Consider the following 1,068-nt stretch of genomic DNA (forward strand, 5'->3'; position numbering starts at 1 on the left):
CCTGGCGCGTCACCTTGATGTCGGAAAAGTCCTTGATCTCGATCGCCGGGATGATCTCGTAGTTGAGGCGGAATTCGAAGTCGGCGCCGCCGGCCAGGATCTTCTCGGCTTCCTTCTCGTCCTCGGTCATGATGACTTCAGGCTGCATGGCAGCCTTTTCACCACGCCCGGTAATGATCGAACGAGTCGAATCGTTGAGGATTTCGTTGACCACTTCGGCCATGAACGACTTGCCGTAGACCTTGCGCAGGTGCTGCACCGGCACCTTGCCTGGACGGAAGCCGTTGATGCGGACCTTGTTGCGGGCATCCGAAAGCCGCGCCATCAGCTTGGCTTCCATGTCACCGGCCGGCACGGTGATCTTGATCTCTCGCTTGAGACCGGAGTTGAGCGTTTCGGTGACCTGCATCGTAAAACCTTTGTTTTCACCAATGAGACTGCCACGGCCTCTGCCGTTCACAGCCTGCCGGTATATTCTTGCCGGGAATGGCTTTTGGTACGGAACCTGGCGATTTGACCGAAAACCCGGCTCAAACTCTCCCAAACTGCGTTCCAAAATGTGAATAAGTTCTTGTTTTTCCTACTTCTTATCACATTCTGCAGAAGCGGATCGTCGCGTCCCGTCACATTTGACACGCCTTTTGTCACAGGCGAGGCCAATTTTCAACAGTCTTCGCATCCCAGCGATAACCAGCATTCGGGGCCTGCCCCACATCTTGTCGCTGGGCCACATCTTGTCTCTGACATTGACAGAATGATGGCCACATGGGATTGCCGGTCCATGCGGATGTGGCGGAACTGGTAGACGCCCTGGATTTAGGTTCCAGTGCCGAAAGGCGTGGGGGTTCGAGTCCCTTCATCCGCACCACCCTTCGAGCTTCGGGTGGCGGGCCACCCGAAAGTCCTGGCGAAGGAGGACCGGCGCCTTTCAGGCAGGCATCGGATTGAGCTTCAGATGCTGGATCAGGATGATGGTCTTGGCGTCGACGATACGGCCATCGGCGATGCCGGCCAGCGCCTCGTCGAGCGGCATTTCCAGAACCTCGATGTCCTCGCCCTCTTCTTGCG

Annotated in this window: 1 protein-coding gene, 1 tRNA gene and 1 pseudogene; 1 reads left to right on the plus strand and 2 read right to left on the minus strand. The window is 57.1% G+C overall.

The annotated features are described in order from the left end of the window. Positions 1–409, minus strand: a 409-nt coding sequence (locus tag ENZ74_RS32720; protein ID WP_281059761.1) for a trigger factor, incomplete at its 3' end; no start/stop codon positions are given. Positions 410–783: 374 nt separating this feature from the next. Here ENZ74_RS32720 and ENZ74_RS32725 point away from each other — a divergent pair. Next, a tRNA-Leu gene (locus ENZ74_RS32725) sits at positions 784–868 on the plus strand. Positions 869–928: 60 nt separating this feature from the next. On the opposite strand, the pseudogene ENZ74_RS35535 reads toward ENZ74_RS32725, so the two are convergent. Beyond that, positions 929–1,068 (minus strand): annotated as a pseudogene (locus ENZ74_RS35535) (GDP-mannose pyrophosphatase); the annotation flags it as partial.

The organism is Mesorhizobium sp. M7A.F.Ca.CA.002.15.2.1 (genome assembly GCF_003998715.1).
Taxonomy (GTDB): Bacteria; Pseudomonadota; Alphaproteobacteria; order Rhizobiales; family Rhizobiaceae; genus Mesorhizobium; species Mesorhizobium ciceri.